The 19,582-nt window shown below is 41.8% G+C and carries 22 protein-coding genes; 9 read left to right on the top strand and 13 right to left on the bottom strand.

Annotated features, from left to right (window positions below; genetic code table 11):
• Positions 1-20: 20 nt before the first annotated feature.
• The 3 genes from SB658_RS13290 to alsS form a co-directional block, all read right to left on the bottom strand.
• Positions 21-548: an NAD(P)H-dependent oxidoreductase gene (locus SB658_RS13290; protein ID WP_003242788.1), complete on the bottom strand. Its 528-nt coding sequence runs from the start codon at positions 546-548 to the stop codon at positions 21-23.
• A gap of 99 nt (positions 549-647) precedes the next feature.
• Entirely contained in the window at positions 648-1,415 is a 768-nt protein-coding gene (budA, locus tag SB658_RS13295; protein ID WP_003244457.1) for an acetolactate decarboxylase, read from the bottom strand.
• Positions 1,416-1,476: 61 nt separating this feature from the next.
• Positions 1,477-3,189, bottom strand: coding sequence for an acetolactate synthase AlsS (gene alsS, locus SB658_RS13300; protein WP_041337869.1), 1,713 nt, complete (start codon positions 3,187-3,189; stop codon positions 1,477-1,479).
• A gap of 157 nt (positions 3,190-3,346) precedes the next feature.
• Here alsS and alsR point away from each other — a divergent pair, with 157 nt between their 5' ends.
• Both alsR and SB658_RS13310 read left to right on the top strand, forming a co-directional pair.
• The gene (alsR, locus tag SB658_RS13305; RefSeq protein WP_024572689.1) at positions 3,347-4,255 is read left to right on the top strand and encodes an acetoin biosynthesis transcriptional regulator AlsR; all 909 of its coding nucleotides are present in this window, start codon (positions 3,347-3,349) and stop codon (positions 4,253-4,255) included.
• Between the two features lie 210 nt (positions 4,256-4,465).
• Entirely contained in the window at positions 4,466-5,794 is a 1,329-nt protein-coding gene (locus SB658_RS13310; RefSeq protein WP_080317086.1) for an arsenic transporter, read from the top strand.
• A gap of 56 nt (positions 5,795-5,850) precedes the next feature.
• Here SB658_RS13310 and SB658_RS13315 read toward each other — a convergent pair whose 3' ends face one another.
• The 3 genes from SB658_RS13315 to cotH form a co-directional block, all read right to left on the bottom strand.
• On the bottom strand, positions 5,851-6,528 hold the full coding sequence (locus SB658_RS13315; protein ID WP_017696595.1) for a DUF2642 domain-containing protein: 678 nt from the start codon (positions 6,526-6,528) through the stop codon (positions 5,851-5,853).
• 59 nt (positions 6,529-6,587) lie between these two features.
• Positions 6,588-7,766, bottom strand: a complete 1,179-nt coding sequence (locus SB658_RS13320; protein WP_032727004.1) for a hypothetical protein — start codon at positions 7,764-7,766, stop codon at positions 6,588-6,590.
• A 127-nt stretch (positions 7,767-7,893) separates the two neighbouring features.
• Positions 7,894-8,982 (bottom strand): spore coat protein CotH, encoded by a 1,089-nt coding sequence (cotH, locus tag SB658_RS13325; protein WP_015714831.1) that lies wholly within the window; start codon positions 8,980-8,982, stop codon positions 7,894-7,896.
• A 141-nt stretch (positions 8,983-9,123) separates the two neighbouring features.
• Here cotH and SB658_RS13330 point away from each other — a divergent pair, with 141 nt between their 5' ends.
• The 3 genes from SB658_RS13330 to SB658_RS13340 all read left to right on the top strand — a co-directional run bounded on the left by SB658_RS13330 (position 9,124) and on the right by SB658_RS13340 (position 11,015).
• The gene (locus SB658_RS13330) at positions 9,124-9,711 is read left to right on the top strand and encodes a CotG/ExsB N-terminal domain-containing protein (protein ID WP_080009846.1); all 588 of its coding nucleotides are present in this window, start codon (positions 9,124-9,126) and stop codon (positions 9,709-9,711) included.
• Positions 9,712-9,884: 173 nt separating this feature from the next.
• Positions 9,885-10,502, top strand: coding sequence for a flavin reductase family protein (locus SB658_RS13335; RefSeq protein WP_003227852.1), 618 nt, complete (start codon positions 9,885-9,887; stop codon positions 10,500-10,502).
• 177 nt (positions 10,503-10,679) lie between these two features.
• Positions 10,680-11,015 (top strand): DUF4181 domain-containing protein, encoded by a 336-nt coding sequence (locus SB658_RS13340; protein ID WP_014481121.1) that lies wholly within the window; start codon positions 10,680-10,682, stop codon positions 11,013-11,015.
• Positions 11,016-11,019: 4 nt separating this feature from the next.
• Here the strand turns inward: SB658_RS13340 and ggt are convergent, their stop codons facing one another.
• The gene (ggt, locus tag SB658_RS13345) at positions 11,020-12,597 is read right to left on the bottom strand and encodes a gamma-glutamyltransferase (protein WP_024572832.1); all 1,578 of its coding nucleotides are present in this window, start codon (positions 12,595-12,597) and stop codon (positions 11,020-11,022) included.
• Positions 12,598-12,810: 213 nt separating this feature from the next.
• On the opposite strand from ggt, the gene chrS reads away from it, so the two are divergent.
• Genes chrS through chrA form a run of 3 tightly spaced genes read left to right on the top strand, consistent with a single transcriptional unit; the run spans position 12,811 to position 14,427 of the window.
• Positions 12,811-13,287, top strand: a complete 477-nt coding sequence (gene chrS, locus SB658_RS13350; protein WP_014478181.1) for a chromate efflux transcriptional regulator ChrS — start codon at positions 12,811-12,813, stop codon at positions 13,285-13,287.
• Between the two features lie 13 nt (positions 13,288-13,300).
• Positions 13,301-13,894 (top strand): chromate efflux transporter subunit ChrB, encoded by a 594-nt coding sequence (gene chrB / locus SB658_RS13355; protein ID WP_144500498.1) that lies wholly within the window; start codon positions 13,301-13,303, stop codon positions 13,892-13,894.
• Positions 13,891-14,427 (top strand): chromate resistance efflux protein ChrA, encoded by a 537-nt coding sequence (gene chrA, locus SB658_RS13360; RefSeq protein ID WP_021480764.1) that lies wholly within the window; start codon positions 13,891-13,893, stop codon positions 14,425-14,427. The genes chrB and chrA overlap by 4 nt, the downstream gene beginning before the upstream one ends.
• Positions 14,428-14,454: 27 nt before the next feature.
• On the opposite strand, the gene SB658_RS13365 is transcribed toward chrA, so the two are convergent.
• Both SB658_RS13365 and SB658_RS13370 read right to left on the bottom strand, forming a co-directional pair.
• Positions 14,455-14,676 (bottom strand): hypothetical protein, encoded by a 222-nt coding sequence (locus SB658_RS13365; RefSeq protein WP_134154619.1) that lies wholly within the window; start codon positions 14,674-14,676, stop codon positions 14,455-14,457.
• On the bottom strand, positions 14,673-15,218 hold the full coding sequence (locus tag SB658_RS13370; protein ID WP_144500497.1) for a flavodoxin family protein: 546 nt from the start codon (positions 15,216-15,218) through the stop codon (positions 14,673-14,675). Before SB658_RS13370 ends, SB658_RS13365 begins: the two co-directional genes overlap by 4 nt.
• A 122-nt stretch (positions 15,219-15,340) precedes the next feature.
• Between SB658_RS13370 and SB658_RS13375 the strand changes: the two genes are divergently transcribed.
• Entirely contained in the window at positions 15,341-16,222 is an 882-nt protein-coding gene (locus SB658_RS13375) for a LysR family transcriptional regulator (RefSeq protein ID WP_124059280.1), read from the top strand.
• A gap of 86 nt (positions 16,223-16,308) precedes the next feature.
• On the opposite strand, the gene SB658_RS13380 is transcribed toward SB658_RS13375, so the two are convergent.
• Genes SB658_RS13380 through SB658_RS13395 form a run of 4 tightly spaced genes read right to left on the bottom strand, consistent with a single transcriptional unit; the run spans position 16,309 to position 19,576 of the window.
• On the bottom strand, positions 16,309-17,025 hold the full coding sequence (locus SB658_RS13380) for an endonuclease V (RefSeq protein WP_144500496.1): 717 nt from the start codon (positions 17,023-17,025) through the stop codon (positions 16,309-16,311).
• A gap of 9 nt (positions 17,026-17,034) precedes the next feature.
• Positions 17,035-17,499, bottom strand: coding sequence for a toxin-antitoxin system YwqK family antitoxin (locus SB658_RS13385; protein WP_003243602.1), 465 nt, complete (start codon positions 17,497-17,499; stop codon positions 17,035-17,037).
• On the bottom strand, positions 17,489-19,297 hold the full coding sequence (gene ywqJ, locus SB658_RS13390) for an LXG family T7SS effector putative deaminase YwqJ (RefSeq protein WP_410601753.1): 1,809 nt from the start codon (positions 19,295-19,297) through the stop codon (positions 17,489-17,491). Before ywqJ ends, SB658_RS13385 begins: the two co-directional genes overlap by 11 nt.
• A gap of 18 nt (positions 19,298-19,315) precedes the next feature.
• On the bottom strand, positions 19,316-19,576 hold the full coding sequence (locus SB658_RS13395; RefSeq protein WP_024572843.1) for a YwqI/YxiC family protein: 261 nt from the start codon (positions 19,574-19,576) through the stop codon (positions 19,316-19,318).
• Positions 19,577-19,582: the final 6 nt, after the last annotated feature.

A 19,582-nucleotide genomic window follows, 5' to 3' on the forward strand; every position in this document is an offset into this window, starting at 1 on the left:
ATGTTCGACAGGGCTTTCTTTTAAACAAAAGGCTGCTGAATGTATTCGGCTAACCGTTTTGCACTGTGTGAAATATCCTCTGCAGCTGCATAATTCACGCCATAGAACACATATGGAGGCAGATACTTCATACCGATCAGATTACTCGTGGCCTGAAATGGTTTCAATAGCTCACTGATCGAGTAATGATTTGCTCCGCCCGCTTGATATTTTTCCGCTTCGCTCCCTGTTGATACAGCCAGCATCAGCTCCTTGCCATGCAAGGCATTTCCTTCTGAACCAAAAGCCCAGCCATAAGTCAGCACAAGATCCTGCCATTTTTTCAAGAGCGGCGGAGAGCTGTACCAATATAGCGGGAATTGAAAGACAATCCGATCGTATTCTTCGCACAGCTGCTGTTCCTTCGCAACATCTATAGCTTCATCCGGGTATTCCTTATAAAGATCCCGTACTGTGATATTGTCATGTTTACTCAATTCCTCAGCCCACGCCTTATTAACAACTGAGGTCTCCATATGAGGATGCACTGCCAAAACCAATATTTTCATCAGACCACACCTTTACTGTTTTGATGTTATTTTATCTAAAATCAGGAAAAGAGCCAAATAAAAAGAAAGCCCTGCTAAAAGGGGCTTTCTTTTTTTCTTTTATTCAGGGCTTCCTTCAGTTGTTTCGATATCTTTCGCAAAATCAGGGTTATCCAGATTCGCATTAAAGAAATCCGCTGTGTTCGGAAGTCTGAGATTCATGTTCATTTTTTGAGAAATCGTAACCGTGCAATCCTCAAGCACATAGTCAAAAACGTGTCCGCCTGAATTGCGTCCTTCGTCAATGAAGTGCAGGTGATAGCCAGAAACAGCGATTCCGTTTGCATAAGCTGGTGTCAAGAAACCTACGATCGTTCCTCTCACGTTGTCGAAGTTGAAAATCGGCTGTGTTTTGACCGCTTCAACCATTGGCACGTAAGGTTTTTCTTGAAGTTCTACCGTTCTTGTCTGCACCTTTTTAAACAATCCGTCAATACGAATTGCATAAAATAAGTTTCTGCTTGGCAGCATGCTGTTGATCTCTTTTTCAAAGTCTTCGCGTGTCATTTTCGCATCAATTTTGTGCGTCATGTCCGGTGTAAAGAACGTAAATGAACAGAACGGAGAACGATCCCCATTTTGGACCGGTGTCGCAGTTCCGTCTGAACGGAGACGGTAAAACTCGCCGTCAAACCCAATCAGCTCTCCGTCAAGCTTGTTAAAGGTTCCGATACCGAAGTCTCCATATTTCGGAATCTCTGACAGTTCAAAATCTCCGTCATATACTCCGTCTAATAGAGAAGTCATTGTTGATACTTGATAAATCTGGCTCACAGGCTGATCTTTTTGACCGCGGCTGAGCACTTGAATGTTGCTTTCTCGTTTCATATTTCCCTTCACTCCTTTTATTTAGTGCTGTTCATAAAACAGTGTCGTGATGCGCAGAGTGCTAGAGAGCTTTCGTTTTCATGAGTTCCCCGAATTCTTTCGGAAGCTTGTCACTTGCTAAATTAATGTTATCACTGTAGTCAACCGGGACATCGATGATGACAGGACCTTCAGCGTTCATGCCTTGACGCAGAACATCTGCCAGCTGGTCTGGTGATTCCACGCGCAAGCCAGTTGCTCCGAAGCTTTCCGCATATTTTACGATATCGATATTTCCGAAATCGACCGCAGATGTACGGTTATATTTTTTCAATTGCTGGAATGCAACCATGTCATATGTGCTGTCGTTCCATACAATGTGTACAATTGGTGCTTTTAGTCGAACCGCTGTCTCTAATTCCATTGCTGAGAATAAGAAACCGCCGTCACCAGAGACAGAAACCACTTTTTCTCCCGGTTTCACCAATGAAGCGCCGATTGCCCAAGGAAGCGCAACGCCGAGTGTTTGCATACCGTTACTGATCATTAATGTTAACGGCTCGTAGCTGCGGAAATAACGTGACATCCAAATGGCGTGTGAACCGATATCGCAAGTTACTGTAACATGATCATCGACTGCATTACGCAACTCTTTAACGATTTCAAGAGGGTGCACTCTGTCTGATTTCCAATCTGCAGGCACCTGCTCACCTTCATGCATATATTGTTTTAAATCAGAAAGGATTTTCTGCTCACGCTCTGCAAAGTCCACTTTCACAGCATCGTGTTCGATATGATTGATCGTGGACGGAATGTCACCGATCAATTCAAGATCAGGCTGGTAAGCATGATCAATGTCAGCGATAATCTCGTCTAAATGGATAATTGTCCGGTCTCCATTGACATTCCAGAATTTCGGATCATATTCAATTGGGTCATAGCCGATAGTCAGAACAACATCTGCCTGCTCTATCAGTAAATCGCCAGGCTGGTTGCGGAACAAACCGATACGGCCAAAATACTGATCCTCTAAATCTCTCGAAAGGGTACCGGCAGCTTGATATGTTTCAACAAATGGAAGCTGAACCTTTTTCAAAAGCTTGCGAACCGCTTTAATCGCTTCCGGTCTTCCGCCTTTCATGCCGACTAATACGACAGGAAGTTTTGCTGTTTGGATTTTTGCAATGGCCGCACTGATTGCATCATCTGCTGCAGGACCGAGTTTTGGCGCTGCAACAGCACGCACGTTTTTCGTATTTGTGACTTCATTCACAACATCTTGCGGAAAGCTCACAAAAGCGGCCCCAGCCTGCCCTGCTGACGCTATCCTAAATGCATTTGTAACAGCTTCCGGTATATTTTTTACATCTTGAACTTCTACACTGTATTTTGTAATCGGCTGGAATAGCGCCGCGTTATCCAAAGATTGATGTGTCCGTTTTAAACGATCTGCACGGATCACGTTTCCAGCAAGCGCAACGACAGGGTCTCCTTCAGTGTTTGCTGTCAGCAGGCCTGTTGCCAAGTTAGAGGCACCCGGTCCTGATGTGACTAACACGACTCCCGGTTTTCCAGTTAAACGGCCGACTGCTTGCGCCATGAATGCTGCGTTTTGTTCGTGCCGGGCAACGATAATTTCAGGTCCTTTATCTTGTAAAGCGTCAAATACCGCATCAATTTTTGCACCTGGAATGCCAAATACATGTGTGACACCTTGCTCCACCAAGCAATCAACAACAAGCTCCGCCCCTCTGTTTTTCACAAGGGATTTTTGTTCTTTTGTTGCTTTTGTCAACACCCTCACTCCTTATTATGCATTTTAAACGTAAAATTTTAAATATCTTGTGATAAGTTTCACTATACACTCTTTGGAAATTGACCTCCAATATCGATTCGCCTTATGATTAATATGTAATACGAATTATTAACCTATGGAAAGGAATGCATATTGAATGGAGCTTCGCCATCTTCAATACTTTATCGCAGTAGCCGAAGAGCTTCATTTCGGAAGGGCTGCCCGGCGGCTGAACATGACGCAGCCTCCTCTCAGCCAGCAGATCAAACAGCTGGAGGAAGAAGTCGGAGTTACGCTTCTGAAAAGGACAAAACGATTTGTCGAGCTTACCGCAGCAGGAGAAATCTTTTTAAATCATTGCCGCATGGCATTGATGCAAATCGGACAAGGAATTGAACTGGCACAGCGGACGGCCCGCGGCGAGCAAGGCCTTCTCGTAATCGGTTTTGTCGGATCAGCTACATATGAATTTCTGCCGCCCATTGTCCGGGAATATCGTAAAAAATTCCCATCTGTGAAAATAGAACTGCGTGAAATATCCTCGTCTAGGCAGCAGGAGGAGCTACTAAAGGGCAACATTGATATTGGTATACTTCATCCTCCCTTACAGCATACAGCTTTACATATCGAAACCGCCCAAAGCAGCCCTTGTGTTTTAGCTTTGCCTAAGCAACACCCATTGACTTCTAAGGAATCAATTACGATTGAGGATTTAAGAGATGAACCAATTATTACTGTTGCTAAAGAAGCATGGCCTACTCTATACATGGATTTTATTCAGTTCTGTGAACAAGCGGGCTTCAGACCCAACATTGTCCAGGAAGCCACAGAATATCAAATGGTGATTGGTTTAGTCAGTGCCGGAATTGGTATGACATTTGTTCCTTCCTCAGCCAAAAAATTATTTAATTTGGATGTTACTTATCGAAAAATGGACCAAATACAGCTTAATGCCGAATGGGTTATCGCTTACCGCAAAGACAATCATAATCCGCTTATAAAGCATTTTATTCATATTTCAAATTGTCAGCAGACAAGAACTAAAGAGAGTGATGCAGGTACATGAACGATACTTGCAATCTCTTTTTTCTTTTGGGATTCTTATGGAATTTTTATTAATTTAATATAATCGCTTAGTACAACTTCATATTAGTATACGTATACATACAGTACAAATAGTTGGCAAGGACATTAGTAAGCGCAGGACATTAGTTTGATTTCAAAAATGAAAGATAGAGAGGTGAAGTAAATTATTGAGTTCACCGGCATATTCACATTGCTCGCTTTTTTCGTAACAATGATTTTTATTTTCTGGAGACCAAAAGGACTAAATGAAGCTATCCCCGCCACATTTGGCGCTTTAATGGTTTTATTGTGCGGAAGTGTGTCATTGGCAGACTTAGGGGAAATCGGAACAAAAGTCACGGGTGCATCGGTTACAATCCTTGCCACTATGATTATGGCCATTGCACTGGAAAGCTTTGGTTTCTTTTATTGGGTGGCTGCAAAACTGCTCCAACAAGCCAAGGGTTCAGGCATCAAGCTTTTTTGGCTAACCAATTTGCTCTGCTTTCTCATGACCATTTTCCTGAATAATGATGGGAGCATTTTGATCACAACTCCAATCCTTTTGCTTGTACTAAAATATTTAGGTTTAAAAAAACATCAAAAAACCCCATATTTATTAAGCGGTGTTTTAATAGCCACAGCCTCTAGCGCACCGATTGGCGTAAGTAATATTGTTAATTTAATTTCTCTCAAAATCATTGGAATGGATCTATATCTTCACACTGCCATGATGTTTGTCCCTAGTATGATGGGACTCATTTTTATGACTTGTCTACTGTTTATGTTCTTTTATAAACGTCTTCCCAAGAACCTGCCAGATATACCGAGCCATTTTCAGTCTCTGCGGCATAGAAGGTACCATCCTCTTCATTCGCCATCAGCTCCTTTACCAGAACGAAATCAAACAAAAATCATGTTGTTTGTGCTTGCATTTGTTTTTCTCGTCAGAATGAGTCTATTTGCAGCATCATATACCGGTATTTCTGTTCCTCTAGTCGCTGTCATCGGATCTTTTATCCTGTTGAGCTGGAGATGGATTTATTTCAAAACCTCCCCAAAAGACTTGTTATATAAATCGCCTTGGCACATTTTTATATTCGCTTTTACTATGTATGTCTTAATTTATGGTCTGCATAATATTGGATTCACAGAGTTACTTGTGAATTATTTTGAACCTGTGGTTTCTGGAAGCCTCGCCCATGCAACTTTCGCATCAGGTATCTCTACTTCTGTTTTTTCTAATCTCTTTAACAATCATCCAGCGTTAATGATCAGTACTTTTACCTTAACTGAAATGACCCTGAATCCTTCAACAACAAAAATCATCTACTTGGCAAATATTATCGGCAGTGATATCGGTTCATTATTATTACCTATGGGAACCTTAGCAACGCTTATTTGGATGCATATATTAAAACAGCATGATGAAAGTATTTCATGGGGCGAATATATAAAAACGACCATTATCATCATTCCGCTGACTGTTCTTTTTACGTTAACATGTTTATATTTTTGGATCAGTTGGTTATTTCTTTAGCACAGTATGAAACGAAAAACTGCCTTCTGCTATTCAAGAGGGCAGTTTTGTATACACTAGGGAAGATGCATTGTCTTTAGATGATTTAACTTCCAAATGACTGGCTCTCCACTTGCGTTAATAAGCTCAATGATATTATTAGAGACATCCTTTAATAGACCAACTTTTTCTGGCACCTCTCCCATATCAAATATGACCAATTCACCAATATTTTTTTTGATCTGCTCCTCAAAATTACGCACAAGAGGAACTTTGGAAGGCACGACAGGCAATTGTGAGTTGTCAAGAGTATACGGTGTTTGTTCAGTTGAATAAGGAGTAAACCATTTTAAATGATGCATAGATATAAAAAGTATTTTAAATACAGGTGAGAAAAATACAATATAATCGTTTAAAACATTTGTAACATACCCATGGATCGATCGACCCCCAGTTACATAAACTTCAATAAACTGGCCTTTGACCTTGTTTAATGTATTTCTATATGAAAAAGCTTGAGTTTCTGCCTCTATCATTGGATCTTCCGGATTGATCAAAAATGGCTTCTCAGTACTGGTCATTATTTTCGCCTTGTTTATTTGATGAAGATGCAACAAGGGAATATAAAGATAATTGCAGCCATCAAAAATAACAAAAATATCCTGTCCGATATCTATGAGGGTGCCGACAAACCTTGTATCTCCTGAAATGACAACCTCAACATCTGTGTTAAGGAATTGATTCAAACCTTTCACGATTCTCCTCCTTTAACTGAAAAAGGGCATCACTTAATCTGATGCTCCTCCATTATCTATTAAAATTTACGTTTCCAGTGATAGTCTATCGTTCTAACAATCGTTTCATAGCTATAATCTTCCTTTTGTTTTCCTGAACTTTTTATTGAACTTGAATAACCTGGTGATCTTGATGATTGATAATCTGAAGATCTTGGTGATCGTTTAGATGATTTTGATGAACTCTTTGAACCTGATGAGCTGTATGATTTTGATGATTGATAATCTGATGATCTTGGCGATCGTTTAGATGATTTTGATGAACTTTTTGAACGTGACGAACAGCCAGATTTGGATGATTGATAATCCGAAGATTTTAGTGATCGTTTAGATGATTTTGATGAACTTTTTGAACGTGACGAACGACCAGATTTGGATGATTGATAATCTGAAGATTTTAGTGATCGTTTAGATGATTTTGATGAGCTATATGATTTTGAAGAAATGAACGAATTGCTGTCCTTATCATTATTGTCTTCCTGGCTTTGTTCATTCTTTTGATCCTCTTTTTTGTACGACCCTTTTGGGCCTAAGCTGATGCTTTTTATGTGATAAGAATAGATGCGAAGCACCTCTTGATTTTTCACTATAGTATAATGGCCGTCGGCATTATCTACAAGGATACCCTCAATGGCTTCCGGACCTCCACGATTAATTGAAACCCATTTATGAGTCAGACTCTTAAAAACCTCGCTTAAATCATCAGCTTCCAAGACACCTGATGGCGTCTGTCCTTCTATTTTCAAATCGGGCTCATGTTTACTTATACTCTTTATGTGATGGATATTAAAATACACTACCCCATCCTCATTTGTGTTTAACGCAGCGTAATCATCTCCCAGCCAGACCAATCTTCCTTTTTTAGATTCCGGACCCCCTTGATTAAATTGAACTGATTGGTTCATGAATTGTCCGATTAAGCTATGAAAATCGTCAGCGTCGGGCATTTCCTCAGTCTCAATTGCTGTGGTGCTATTATTGGTATCCTCAGTAATACTTTTCACATGATCCAACTGATAATAAATTATTTTTTTTTCAGCTTGTAAAGCAATATAATCTGATTTTACAGCAGTTAATTTTCCTTTTTTAGATTCCGGACCTCCACGATATACAGTAACAATTTTATCTTTCATTGAATGCAAAAAGTTATAATAAGATATTTCATCATTTGAATGATACTTCATTCTCCTCTTGCTCATTCAAGTTCCTCCTAGTCACTTATACATAGATGATAAACATACTGCATATATACGTGTCACATTTATTTGTTGAACTAATTCAATAGCCTAATTGTCGCTTTTTCCGCGAATACCCATTTTCACGCATTCATAAAATACTTAAATGATCTTTGAGGTATTGTGAACGGTTTTTAATATACTCGCAGATCACATCCGGCTCACGGTCAAAACGCTCAACATCATTCTTTTTATATGGGTCCATCAAGATAAAAGGCCTAATCCGCTCATACATCGCCATGATTTTCGGTTCCATATATTCTATTGTAAAAAGAGATTGGAGCGTTTTTTCTAACAGGCGCCTGTAGGACTTGCGAAACTCGGATTCATCCAATATCCGGGCGGTTAGTGTATTAAATCCTTGAATTCTTACATAATCGGCAGCCATCCGCTCTCCATGGATATCCCTGCCCCAAGTCGCATCATAATCCCAAGGAATCACCTCAAATAATCCGGTTTCCCCGCTTCTGTATAATGCGTAGTTGTGGACAAACCCGTCATAGTTTGAGGTGAATACAATACCGGCAAGCCAGCGCAAATACTTGTCGACATCCACATGCTTTGTCACTTCTGACTTAAACTGAGCTTTAGGGACCGTATTAATTTTAAAAATCATATCCTGTAAATAAAAATCATCCTCCTCAGTCCCTGTTTTCTTTTCATATCCAAGCTCCAGCGATGTTTTCGTTTCCCTTTCTAAATCGCTCATCAGAGAAAAGTTGGCATCATCATCCACCGCATAAAAAATCGCGCCATCAGCCAGCTTCCTTTTCGCCAAATAATATTCATCTACGGATTCAAGTTCAAGATAAACCCCTTCATTCTTCCCATTCATCTTTACAAACACAAACTCTGCCTTTGGAGACAGTGTCCCTAGCTCCGAGAAAAAATCCAGAGACAATTTGTTTCTCATCAAGGAAGGATCTTTATACTCCGCATTTAAGTGAATCTCTCGCGCGCCGCGGAATGTTTTCGGCTGATAAAAGGAAATATGGTATGACTTCTTTTTGAAGTCTCTGATATGTGATCCCCGATAAGCGATATCAATATCCAGCCTTTTTTGATTTACCTTCATCACAGCTGGCACCGGATCATCGTCCCATATATCCTTTTTTAATTCACGCAAGTCTTTTGGATGAACAAACAGCTGATAAAGCGGTAAATTGGATTGATTCTTCATCCATAATCCTCCTTACAAATATTAGGCTTTTATTTTTATAAGATCTCAGCGGAACACTTATACACTTTTTAAAACCGCGCGTACTATGAGGGTAGTAAGGATCTTCATCCTTAACATCATTTTTAAAAGGAGGATTTCAAATTGGGCCACTATTCCCATTCTGACATCAAAGAAGCGGTGAAATCCGCAAAAAAAGAAGGTTTAAAGGATTATTTATACCAAGAGCCTCATGGAAAAAAACGCAGTCATAAAAAGTCGCACCGCACTCACAAAAAATCTCGCAGCCATAAAAAATCATACTGCTCTCACAAAAAATCTCGCAGTCACAAAAAATCATTCTGTTCTCACAAAAAATCTCGCAGCCACAAAAAATCATACTGCTCTCACAAGAAATCACGCAGCCACAAAAAATCGTACCGTTCTCACAAAAAATCTCGCAGCTATAAAAAATCTTGCCGTTCTTACAAAAAATCTCGCAGCTATAAAAAATCTTGCCGTTCTTACAAAAAATCTCGCAGCTACAAAAAGTCTTACTGTTCTCACAAGAAAAAATCTCGCAGCTATAAGAAGTCATGCCGCACACACAAAAAATCTTATCGTTCCCATAAGAAATACTACAAAAAACCGCACCACCACTGCGACGACTACAAAAGACACGATGATTATGACAGCAAAAAAGAATACTGGAAAGACGGCAATTGCTGGGTAGTCAAAAAGAAATACAAATAATCTAAGTTTTCATTGTTTCAATAGGCTGCCGGCGGAGGTACGGAAGCCTATTTTTTTATTTGCCCTGTATTAGATATATGTCATGACATAACATATGCAACCCGCATCATTTGGTTTCCTTTAAACCATTTCGTTATAATCAAGGTATCCTAACGATAAAGGCGGTTGTTGCTATGTACATATTTCAAGCTGATCAGCTTAGTGCCAAAGACACATACAAGCTATTGTCAGGTACCGTTATTCCCCGCCCCATTGCATTTGTGACAACACTTTCTTCAGGAGGAGCGGTAAATGCCGCGCCTTTCAGTTTTTATAACGTCGTCAGCTCAGATCCTCCGCTTCTCAGTATTTCTGTTAACAGGACGGAAGGACGCCAAAAAGATACAGCACGAAACGCAGTGGAGAACGGAGAATTTGTCGTTCATGTCAGTGATGAAGCCATCATTGAAGATATCAATGAAACAGCTGCAAGCTTAAGGCCGGATGAAAGCGAGCTTACACGCACCTCGCTTCATCCTGTTGAAAGCAAAGCTGTTTCAGTTCCCGGCATTAAGGAAGCCCGCGTTCGCTTTGAGTGCAAATTAGAGCGGCATATTACCTTTGACAATGATCAAGGCATCACTACAGCAGATCTGCTCATCGGAAGAGTTGTCTGCTTCCACCTAGATGAAAAGGTGTATGATGCAGAAAAGGGATATATTTTAACGGATGAATTAAAGCCTGCCTCACGATTGGCGGGAAATCACTATGCCAAGCTGGGGGAAGAATTCACACTGATTCGTCCCAGCTGAAGATAAGGACTATTTAAATAGAAGAAACTAGTCAAAAAGACCTTATGATTACAAAATATCGCCTGTAAATAACTGGAAAAATATCAAAAAAAAGAACACCCAGAGTAAGCTCGGGGTGTTCTTTTATGAAACGTTTTTCCTTTTTCTTCGTATAAAGGTAGATTAGGAGGAATTGGAATGACAAACTTTTGGATTTTAATGCTGATCGCTATTACCATCAGTCTCGCCTCTCAATTTTTTATAAAGAAAAAATACGGTATTGATAAATCCGGCTGGCGATATAAGCATGTCAGCAATACACACAAATGGATCGAAATCACTTTACTTATTTTGTTTGTGTTTTCACTCTCCTTTTTTCCAGTTGAATATTTGCTTCTTTTATTTTTTATTGTGATTGACTCAATACGAATTTTTATGGAGTGGCATTATAGACCTGAAGATAAACAGTATATGTACCACATTGTAGAGGTCTCCCTTATGTTTATGCTTTTGATTTATATTTGTACCCTATAGTTATTTAAATCCCCACAGCCGCTCCGTCTCCCCGAGGATCGGCTCCGCCTTGGAGAAAGCCTTCTTCATCAACTTTGATTGCAGCCGCTTGTCCCATCAGCGGATCATAGTCACCGACAACCTCCACGAGATGCCCGCTGTCTTTCAGTTTTTGGATTGTTTTGTCTGTGAATCTGCCCTCGACTCTGAGACCTTCGTATTCCTCTCCCCACGTTCTGCCCCATACCCAGCGCGGTTCGCTGATTGCCTGCTGTGGATGCATTCCGTAGTCCAGCATTCGGGTAATGATGGCCGTCTGGGTCTGCGGCTGGCCTTCGCCGCCTTGTGTGCCGTACAGAATTTTTGGCTTTCCGCCTTTACAGACCATAGCCGGCATCAACGTATGGAAGGTGCGTTTTCTCGGTTCAAGCGTGTTGACATGATTTTCATCCAGTGAGAAAAATGATCCGCGGTTTTGCAGTAATATGCCTGTATCACCGGCAGTGACTGCCGAGCCAAATTCAAAGTACAGGCTTTGAATGAATGACACTGCGTTGCCATCCGCATCGATTACGGCCGCATATGCCGTATCACTTCCCACCGGCCTGCTTTCTGCCGGTATTGCGAGATAGCCGATTTCTTCTGCCAATTGTTTTGCATAACGTTTGTCCAAAAGCCTTTCAAGCGGAATGTCTGCAAACGCCGGATCAGTCAGGACGGCATCCCGATCTAGAAAACTCTTTTTCAATGCCTCCACAAGCACGTGATAATATTCAAATGAACCGTGTTCGATTTGGGTGAAATCATAGTTTTCCAAAATGTTCAGTGTTAATAAACCGGTAAATCCCTGAGAATTCGGCGGCGCCTGATACACACTGTACCCTCGATAATCACTTGATACAGGCACTGCCCACTCACCCCGATGCGCTTTAAAATCATCGATTGTCATGTAACTGCCGTTATTCTGTAAATGTGAGACAATCCGCTGAGCGAGATCTCCTTCATAAAATGCGCTTCTTCCTTTTTCAGCAATCAAGTTCAGACTGTCTGCAAGCTCTTTTTGCACAAACCGCTCTCCCGGGACAGGTGCTTTGCCCCTTCTTGTGAAGATGTCAGCCGTGTAAGGCGTGGAAGCCAGCAATTCAATATTCTTTTCTGTGTGACGACACTGATCTGCTGATACAGGAAACCCATTTTGGGCATAATCGCGTGCGGGCTCCAATACATCTGCAAGAGACAGACGCCCGTACTCCTTCAGGACCGCATCCCAGCTATCAACCATTCCCGGCACGGTAATGGCACTGTCAATTCCCCGCAGCGGAATCGCGCTTTTTCCCTTATATACATCTCTCGTTACGTTTTTTCCTGAACGGCCGCTGCCATTGTAGACTTTTACTGCCTTTGTTTCCTGGTGAAAGGTCAGCCAAAAGGAATCCCCGCCAAGTCCGGTCATATGCGGGTACACAACCGCAAGACAAGCACTCACCGCAACAGCGGCGTCAAACGCGTTGCCTCCCTTATCCAGTATGCGGTTTCCGGCTTGAGAAGCGAGGTAATGCGGACTGACGACCATTTGCTTTGTACCGATGACAGATTTGTTCATCACAAGTCCCCTTTTTTAAGAAATTTTCTTCAGTATAGGGAGCCTGATTTTTCACATCTACTGATCCGGCAGAAAAACTGACGAACTTTCTTCTTTTCGCAAATAATAAGATATTTTTTCGTTCATTTCGAAAACAAATGAAAAATTATCATTTCGATACGTAACTTTTATGATAAAATGATTGCTAAAAGGCAACGAAAGCAGGTGGAGCAATTGAGTCATGAATATCAAATCCCCAACCTTGTACTTGATGAGACTGATAAACAAATTCTCACGATTTTGCATGAAGAAGGCAGAATTTCTTATACGGATCTTGGCAAAAGAGTCGATTTGTCACGGGTCGCCGTGCAGGCCCGTATCAACCAATTAATTGAAGCCGGTGTTATTGAAAAATTCACCGCTGTCATCAATCCCGCTAAAATCGGCATTCATGTTTCCGTGTTTTTCAATGTCGAGGTAGAACCGCAATTTTTAGAAGAGGTCGCTCTTAAGCTTGAGGAAGAGCCTGCGGTCACCAGCCTTTATCACATGACAGGCCCGAGCAAGCTGCATATGCATGGGATCTTTGCCAACGATCAAGAAATGGAAGAATTTTTAACAAAACGGCTGTATCCATTGCGAGGCGTCGTCAGTGTTGATTGCCAGATGCTGATCAAACGATACAAAAGCCGTATGGGAATGAAGCTGTAAAGGAGAGAAACGAATGAAAAACCATCCTTATCGGGATATGACGGCCGCAATGGTTCGCACCGGCATATTAGGGTTCGGCGGCGGGCCTTCCGTGATTCCGCTGATCCGCCATGAAGCGGTCAATAAATATAAATGGATTGACGATGATGAATTCGGAGAAATATTAGCAATCGCTAATGCGCTTCCCGGACCGATTGCCACCAAAATGGCTGCTTATCTGGGCTTTAAGCTAAAAGGCACATTAGGTGCAATTGTGGCGACCCTCGCCCACATTCTGCCTACATGTCTTGCGATGGTGGGCTTGTTTGCGGCTGTAAATGTGTTAAGCCATTCAGCAATTGTTGCAGGTATGATCGGTGCCGTCACGCCGGTAATTGCGGTCATGCTCGGAATCATGGCGTACGAGTTTGGCCAAAAAGCGCTTAAAGGTTTCGGCTGGGTCACCGGCATCCTGTTTTTTATCATCGCTTTTATCGGCCTGCAAACTTTACAGATTAATCCCGGCCTTGTCATTATCATTTTCTTAGCGTACGGGGCGTTTCATTTTAAACTGAAAAACAAAATCACAAATAAACATTCAAAAGATAAAGGAATGTCAGCCTCATGATATCGATCTATTTATTTATGGCGTTTTTTATCGCAAACCTACTGGGATATGGCGGCGGACCTGCGTCTATCCCGCTAATGTTTGAAGAAGTCGTAAACAGATACAGCTGGCTCTCAAACGATCAATTCTCAAATATGCTCGCACTTGCGAACGCATTGCCGGGCCCGATCGCCACGAAAATCGCTGCGTATGTCGGCTACAGCGCAGGCGGGTGGCCCGGCTTCCTAATTGCCCTGATCGCAACCGTCGTACCGTCGGCGCTCGCATTGATCGTCCTGCTGCGCATCATCCAGCGCTTCCGCCAATCACCTGTCATCAAAGGCATGACGCTGTCCGTCCAGCCTGTCATCGCGGTCATGATGCTCATTCTTACCTGGCAAATCGGCGCAGACGGCATCAAAGCGATCGGCTGGGTCCAATCGATCGTGATTGCGGGAATTTCGCTCCTTGCCATGACAAAATTCAAAATGCATCCGGCATTTTTGATTATCGCGGCGTTTTTATATGGGGGCCTTGTGATCCCTCATTTATAGAAAAAAGCACCTTGACAGGTGCTTTTTTTATTTTGGCCCAGAAATGCCGTTTGATATGACAGCTGTTTCTTCTCCTGCGTCACTCTTGATGATGTGCTTGACTTGCAGCGTGGTTCCTGCCATTCTCACATATTTCTTCAACTGGGATGAATTGGTTTCAACTTGTATCCAAACAGGAGGCTGGACCTTCCAAAATAAAAAGAATGCAAGAATCAGCATGCCAGCAACGACCGACAGCAAAAACTTCATATCGCATCGCTTCTTTTCAGTAAGCGGCTCGCAGCGGACAGCGCCTGATGATCACGAAGAATATCGCCTGGACGATTGCCTTCTCCCAGCACATAACCTTTAAAGGGCATTCCCATAAAATGAAAAATATGTTCGAATTGCTGAATCAGCGGCAGCCCTTTTATTTTTGGATTGTCTCCGCCCACTGCTGTTACATATGCCTGTTTCGCTGACATTTGCTGTTTAAAATCAGGAAATCTCGGATCTCTCAACGTCTGTGACCAGCGATCAATAAACAGCTTTAATGTCCCTGACATGCCAAACCAATAAATTGGGGTGACGAATACAAGAATATCGCACGGCAATATCCGCTCAATGATAGAATCGTAGTCATCTAGAACAGGACGAAAGCCGCCTTGGGCGTGACGCAGATCTTCAATTGGCTGAATTCGATATTTCTGCAAATAAATGTGCTCCGCATCGAATCCTTGAACAGCCTTCTCCGCAAGAACATCCGTATTTCCGCCAGACCGAGTTCCGCCGTTAATAACCGCAATTTTCATGATGCATCTGCTCCTTTGTTTACGAATGATTTTCTTCATCTTATAATGGATTCATCAATCAATACAGATGATTATTTCGATTAATCCAATCGCTAAAACCGATTTAGAAAGGAAGAGAACAAGTGGAATTGAAGCAGCTGATCACCTTTATTACGGCGGCAGAACATGTAAACTTCACCCTAACCGCCAAAATGCTTAATTATGCACAATCAAGCGTTACCTCTCAGATCAAATCACTTGAAGAAGAAATTGGGACGCCTTTATTTGAACGGCTCGGCAAGCGGCTTATCTTGACAGAAGCAGGAAAAACGTTCAAATCTTATGCACAGAAGATCATTGCGTTAACAGAAGAAGCGAAAATGGCCGCAAATCAAGTAAGAGAAACAACCGGAACCTTAAAAATCGGGGCGACGGAAAGCCAGTGCACATACCGCCTGCCCCCTATCATAAAAGAATTTAAACAGGCTTTTCCCCAAGTAAAGCTCATATTCAAACCATATATCTCCAATGAACAAGCGAAAGAACAGCTCTTACAGGGCCAGCTTGATATCACCTTCATCTTGGATGTAAACCGGATGGAAGACGCACTGCACGTTGAATCTTTGATTCAGGATGAGATCAAAATGGTGGCTGATAATGACCATCCTTTTCCTGCGGATTTACCAGTAACATTGAAGGATCTTCAAAACGAAACTCTTCTGCTGACAGAGGACGGCTGCTCGTACCGCACGCTCTTTGAGAACAATTTGCATGACTCCGGTGTCTATCCTAACAAATTGGAATTCGTCAGCATAGAAGCCATCAAACAATGCGTAATGGCCGGACTTGGGATTGGAATCTTGCCTGAAATGACAGTAAAAGATGATATTGCAGCAGGCCGGATGAAAGAACTCAATTGGCAGAGCGATTGCCCCGTTTTCACTCAATTAGCATGGCATAAAGACAAGTGGATGTCTGCGCCATTAAAGGCTTTTATCGATTTGACACGGAAAACATTCAAATAAAACCTCTCCACAAGGACGACAAGGTTTTTGAGACCAGGAAAGCACACACATACAAAAAAACACTTGATGACTTAGAGCACCAAGTGTTACACGTGATTTTTCTGATAAAACGTTCGCAAAACATGCGTCTCAAGGTCAGCCAGGCGGACAGGGATCGGCAGCCTGCTTTCTTGATTGATCAAGCTCATCGTGATCTGATAGCTGCTGTCTAAATCAATATAATTACCGCAAGACAAGAAAATAGGCTTCACGTCTCGCCGCGTTCGCAGCGCCCGTCCATATACCTCGCCGTCAATGATAATATCGGTATATGCGCCTACTTCATTTTCAGGCGTCACGAAATCGCAGCCTTTGATTTTGAGATAGGTTTTCGCAATCCCAATCGTCGGCTTCCCCAGAAAAAAAGCCGCATGGGTGGCAACGCCCATATGGTTGTAATGCAAATATCCGTTGCCATCAAACAAGAAGACATCCGGCTCCGTCTCCAGCTTTTTCGCCGCCTCGATGATCAAAGGCAGCTCACGAAACGCAAGAAAACCGGAAACATACGGCACGCTGATTCTCCCCATGCTATGCACTTTTTCAATGACTTCTTTTGTATCAGCGTCAATCACGATAATACTGCACACTCCGTATGGTTCTCCGTTCTGCTCCCAATAGGCGAGATCGACGCCTGCGCAGGTGTTGATGGAGTCTGGATGGATCGTGGGGGATAGGTTGATACGATTTTTAAGGTTAAATTGCACTTGTAAAAAGTCTTGTTCCTTTTTCATATCAAATTTATGCACATCAAATACCTTCATAACGATTGCTCACTCTCGACCTAAATTAATGTGAGTCTCTCTTCTCGATTCTAGTATTTCAAAATGAGGACTATCTGTATCTATCTCGTACTTATTTAATAGATTGCCTTCTTCATCCCAATTCTTTTCAGAAATTAGTATGGAATGCTCATACTGTTGCTCACTTTTTTTCCTGCCATTTTCAAACCAAATTATGCTTATACCGTGCAATTGCCCATATCGGTATTCTTTTTCACTTTTTTTATTCCCGTTTTCATAAAATTCACATGTTAAACCATGGGCCAGACCATTCTTATATTTAGTAAAATAGATGATTTGACCATTTGGATATAATTCGTAAGCCAGCCCTGTAAACGGCTGGCCATTTTCGTCTTCAGGATTATCTAAAATCTCATCACTTACCGAAGAGAACCATAAATCCTCAAAGTCCACTCCCTTTTCTTTTATACTCTTCATATCATATTCATTTTCCATACTTTAAAGCCTCCGGTATATAATTTGTATTTTGAGTTATATATTCACAATGTGGACATCTAGGCATTGGGACACCTTCTGGCATCTTTTTATTTATTTTCCTAGCACTTACTACATATACCATTAAATCTTTTAAATCCGCATCAGGTCTTTGAAGTAACGCTTCATTTAGAGCATTAACTTCGGCATGAGAACCCGCCCCTGACGTCTTTATATAACCTTCTTTAAGTTCTGTAGGCATATTTACAATTCTATCATGAATAAGTGGATGTAGTACCTTAGGTGGCTTCCCATCTATATTGTTTATTCCAAAATAATAATTGCCTGTTTTTTTGTCCAATACACCAGCTACCGCAGGGCCTCTTTGTTTTTTAGTTAGACCAGAAGATTTAATTCTACTAAGTTCGTTTAGTACTTCTGCCCTTAGATTTATTCGATGGTGAAGATCTTCTTTAGACAATACACCATGCTTATTTCTTAAATATTGAAGCCTAGTTTGTTTTTCTTCAGTAGTCTTAGCAATATTGCTAATAAGGCTTTCATTACTCACTTTATTGACATATGGAGCATTTTTTTGGTACAACCGATCAAAGTAGTGTGCCAATCCTGCTCCACCAATAATAGTAATAGCTTCCAGCGCCCCTTGCTTCCGCTTCTCCTCAGACACTTTGTTTCCGAACATATCCCGGCCTGTGACAGCTTCTGAGAATCCGTTTGACGCAACAAGGCCGTATGCGCCCATTTCTGTCATTTTGAGAATGTCTAAGGATTTGCCTGTTTTGTAGGCGTCTAATGCGTGTTCAGCAGCGATAGCTGCTTTTCCGGTTTTGTAGATGGCTTTTCCGCCTTTGAAGGCCCGGCCTGCCCAGCCGACGACTGGTATGAATCCGGCAGCGGCCATAGCTCCTGCTGTCACACGCTCCGCGGTGGAGAGTTTTTCTCCGGTAACCGGATCAACGCCTTCGGTTGCTCTTTTATAATCATAATAGCCAGTGACTTCTCCAGTAAAGTTGCAAACTCCATCCCATGTTTTTTCGTACCACGGTTTGTTTGCTTCTTCCTCGGCTTTTTCCTGGAGCCGTCTTGCTTCTGCTTGCTGGGTTTTTGCATCGATATAGGTTGTTCCTTGATTTTCTACTTCAATGACGCTTTTGTAGACTTCATTGCTGTGGAAGGCTTTTTTGTCATAGTACATAGGGGATGCGCTCTTCCCATTGCTGGTGGCCTGCATGAGAACAGAATATTTGGTGAGCACTGCGTTGTCCAGAGATTCTAAATTTTGATATTCAGTGGTCAGGGATTCATCAAGCTTATCGACAGCTGTGATTGTATCACGTCTGATTTTTTGGGCATCGCCCATCTTATCTGCATAGTCGTCAAGCGTGTACATGTCGAGATCAATAATATCGCTGATGCCTGACAAAATAGAATCGATTTCTTCTTTATGAGCGGAGACCATCTCTGAGGCTTTCAGGTCTCCATTGGGCAGCTCATGATCCAAAAAAGAAGTTTCCACATATGAATCATTCAGTTCTTGATCTTTAATATCTCCTGAAATGCCATTTAAAAACGCAATTTGAGCAGAGACAAGCGTCAGCCAGCTGTCTACGATTTCCGCCTGCCCCTGAAAAAAATCTTTAATATTATCCGCGCCTTTGCCTTTAAAATTATCGCCTAAATCTGCAACTCCCTGAAACGCTTTTTTCAGCGTATTCAGCTGCTCCTCAAGCGTCTCATATTGCTTTTTTCTGCTCTTCGCTTCTTCGATTAAAGATTTAGATTCAAATACTTTGCTCATCGCACTGCCCTTTCTGTTCTATTTTACCGCTATCGCCTCGTCCTGCTCTTTGAGTGAATCTACATTATCCTTTGTATCCTCGATATTTTTCTGTACCGCTTTTTTGTAATCTCCGAGCATGGTTTTGATGTTCTCCTCACGCTCATGATATTTTTTCGTATAATCGAGTTTGTTTTTTCCATTGGACCCCGCGGCGCCGATTGATACGTCAGCAAGCGCATCTTTGACAGACTCTAATGTTTTGATTACAGCATCGTATTTCAATTTAATTTCTGACATAAAAAA

It is taken from the genome of Bacillus sp. SIMBA_008 (assembly GCF_046535495.1).
Lineage (GTDB): Bacteria > Bacillota > Bacilli > Bacillales > Bacillaceae > Bacillus > Bacillus subtilis.